Annotated in this window: 3 protein-coding genes; all 3 read left to right on the top strand. The window is 63.4% G+C overall.

Going from position 1 to position 3,106, the window contains the following annotated elements:
• A partial coding sequence (locus LCM4576_RS31540; RefSeq protein ID WP_131803332.1) for a polysaccharide biosynthesis/export family protein occupies positions 1-304 on the top strand: 304 nt, incomplete at its 5' end.
• Positions 305-313: 9 nt separating this feature from the next.
• A complete protein-coding gene (locus LCM4576_RS31535) occupies positions 314-1,444 on the top strand; it encodes a glycosyltransferase (RefSeq protein WP_071036264.1) in 1,131 nt (376 codons plus the stop codon).
• Between the two features lie 97 nt (positions 1,445-1,541).
• Positions 1,542-3,077 carry an undecaprenyl-phosphate glucose phosphotransferase gene (locus LCM4576_RS31530; protein WP_071036263.1) on the top strand — a complete coding sequence of 512 codons (1,536 nt, stop codon included), beginning with the start codon at positions 1,542-1,544 and terminating at the stop codon, positions 3,075-3,077.
• Positions 3,078-3,106 lie beyond the last annotated feature (29 nt).

The raw sequence follows: 3,106 nt of genomic DNA, 5'->3' as shown, positions 1-3,106 counted from the left end.
AAAGGAGATCGCCGACAAATTGCGCCAAGGCTATCTGCGCGACCCCGACGTTTCGGTCGAAATCGACCGCTACCGGCCGATCTTCGTCATGGGCGAAGTGGGCGCTGCCGGCCAGTATTCCTATGTGCCGGGACTCACGGTGCAAAAGGCGGTCGCCATTGCCGGCGGTTTCACRCCGCGCGCCAATCAGGAGAGCGTCGACATCACCCGCGACATCAACGGCAAGGTGATGACCGGACGGGTGCTGACATCCGATCCGCTCCTGCCTGGCGACACCGTCTATGTCCGCGAACGCCTGTTCTGAAAATCCGTCGTGGCGGTGAATCTCAGGATCGTCCACTGCTTCCGCTCACCTGTCGGAGGAATCTTCCGGCACGTGCGCGACCTGACCGAGGCGCAGGTCGCCGCCGGCCATGCGGTGGGCATCGTCTGCGACTCGACGACCGGCGGCGACTACGAGGAGCGGCTGTTCGAGGCGATGAAGGACAGCCTCGCGCTCGGCATCCATCGCACGCCGATGCAGCGTCATGTCGGGCCGGGCGACCTCGCCTCGGCCTGGCGCACCTATCGAATCATCAAGGAATTGCGGCCGGACGTGCTGCATGGGCATGGCGCCAAGGGTGGCGCCTATGCCCGGCTGTTCGGCTCACTGTTGCGGGTTTCAAGGTCTMGCGTGGCCCGCCTTTATTCGCCGCATGGCGGCTCCCTCCACTATGACGAAACGACGGCGACGGGAAAGCTGTTCTTCGGCCTGGAGCGCTTCATGGCGCGCTTCACCGACTGCCTGCTGTTCGTTTCCGACTATGAGCGCAACACCTATCGCCGCAAGGTCGGCGAGCCGCCCATACCCAACACGCTTGTCTACAACGGCCTGCGCGCAGCCGAATTCGAACCGGTGACGACGGCGGCGAATGCCGCCGATTTTCTATACATCGGCATGATGCGCGACCTGAAAGGCCCGGATATCTTCATCGACGCCCTGGCCTTGGYCGGCAGCGCGTTGGGCCGTCCGTTGAGCGCCGTGATGGTCGGYGACGGCGACGACCTGCCGCGCTACCACGCACAAGTGGAGCGACTCGGGCTGAAGAGTCATGTCCGATTCCTGCCGCCCATGCCGGCGAGACAAGCTTTCGCTCTGGCCGGGTTGATCGTTGTGCCGTCCCGGGCGGAGGCGATGCCCTATATCGTGCTCGAGGCTTTGGCCGCCGGCATGCCGATGATCGCGACCGCGGTCGGCGGCATTCCGGAAATCTTCGGCGACGGCTCCCCTGCCCTCATCCGGCCGGATCCCGCGCAGCTCGCAGGCAAAATGGAAACAGTGTTCGGCGACCGCGACACGTACCGCAAGGCGATGCCGCAGACGGACGAGCTCAAGGCCCGGTTCGGAGCCGATGTGATGGCCGCCGAGATCGAGAAGGCCTATTTCGCCGCGCTGAACAAATAGCCGCGGCCGGCCCGACAGCTTCAAAACCACCGGTTGTTTCAAGTCTTTCTTAGCTCTCTTTTGCTATGCCGTTTCGCGAAGCTCGCGGACAGTTCCCATGAATGAGATCGRCCCCGCGCGCCGCTTTTCCATGGATGCGGTGCGCAATTACGATGCTCCCGCCGATGGCGGAAAGCCCGGCGGCATCAACGATGTGGCGCGCCAGGTCGCCTCGCAATACCGGCGCGATACGATGTCGCCGATCATGGTCAGCGGCGTGCTGCGCATGGTCGAGTTCGCGGTGCTCTTCCTGTCGGGGCTCGGCGTCTATTTCTACTATGTCGGCTTTTTCAGCTATCTGGCTTGGCAATATCCGCTGGCGATCGCGGCGACGTCGTTCCTGGCCGTGGTGCTGCTCGACGTCACCGACAGCTACCAGATCGCGGCGCTGATGCGCCCGCTTGCCAATTTCGGGCGGGTGCTGCTTGTCTGGGCCGGCAGTTTCGCGCTGATGGCACTCACAGCATTCGCCATCAAGGCGTCGGAAGACTATTCGCGGCTGCTGTTCGGCACCTGGTTCGTGGTCGGTTTCGCGCTGGTCTTCGGCCTGAGACTGGTGATGTCCAGGCTCATTCGCCGCTGGGCGCGCGACGGCCGTATGGAGCGCCGTGCCGTCATCGTCGGCGGCGGCAAGGCGGCCGAGCAGTTGATCCGCTCGGTCGAGAAGCAGCCTTACAACGACATCCGCATCTGCGGCATCTTCGACGACCGCAACGACAAGCGCTCGCCGCCGATCGTCGCCGGCTATCCGAAGCTCGGAACGATCTCGGAGCTCATCGAATTCGCCCRCATCGCGCGCATCGACATGCTGATCGTGTCGCTGCCGCTGACCGCCGAATCGCGCGTCTTGCAGCTTCTGAAGAAGCTCTGGGTGCTGCCGGTCGACATCCGGCTCTCGGCGCATTCGAACGCGCTGCAGTTCCGGCCGCGCGCCTACTCCTATATCGGCTCAGTGCCGATGCTCGACATCTTCGACAAGCCGATCAACGACTGGGATTCGGTCGCCAAGCGCGCCTTCGATATCGTCTTCTCGCTTGTCGGCATCATTCTCTTCTCGCCGGTGATGCTCGCCACCGCGATCGCCATCAAGCTCGACAGCAGGGGGCCGGTGCTGTTCAAGCAGAAGCGGCACGGCTTCAACAACGAGATCATCGAGGTCTACAAGTTCCGCTCGATGTATGCCGACCGGTCCGACCCGACAGCCAAGCAGACAGTGACCAAGAACGATCCGCGCGTTACCCGCGTCGGCCGCTTCATCCGCAAGACCTCGATCGACGAGCTGCCGCAGTTCTTCAACTCGCTCTTCGGCTCTCTGTCGCTGGTCGGGCCGCGYCCGCATGCCATTGCCGCGCAGTCGCACAACCTGCTCTACAACGAGGTGGTCGACGGCTATTTCGCCCGCCACAAGGTCAAGCCGGGCGTCACCGGCTGGGCGCAGATCAACGGATGGCGCGGCGAGATGGACACCAATGAAAAGATCCGCATGCGCACCGAATACGACCTCTATTACATCGAGAACTGGTCGATGCTGTTCGACCTGCGCATCCTGTTCCTGACGCCGGTCCGCCTGCTCAACACGGAAAACGCCTATTGAGCGCCATCGCCCATGAGCTGCCGCCGCGG

The sequence above is a fragment of the Mesorhizobium sp. LCM 4576 genome (assembly GCF_001854815.1).
Lineage (GTDB): Bacteria > Pseudomonadota > Alphaproteobacteria > Rhizobiales > Rhizobiaceae > Mesorhizobium > Mesorhizobium plurifarium.
Note: the sequence above shows the minus strand (reverse complement) of the source record. Positions and strands in the feature narration are given on the sequence as shown.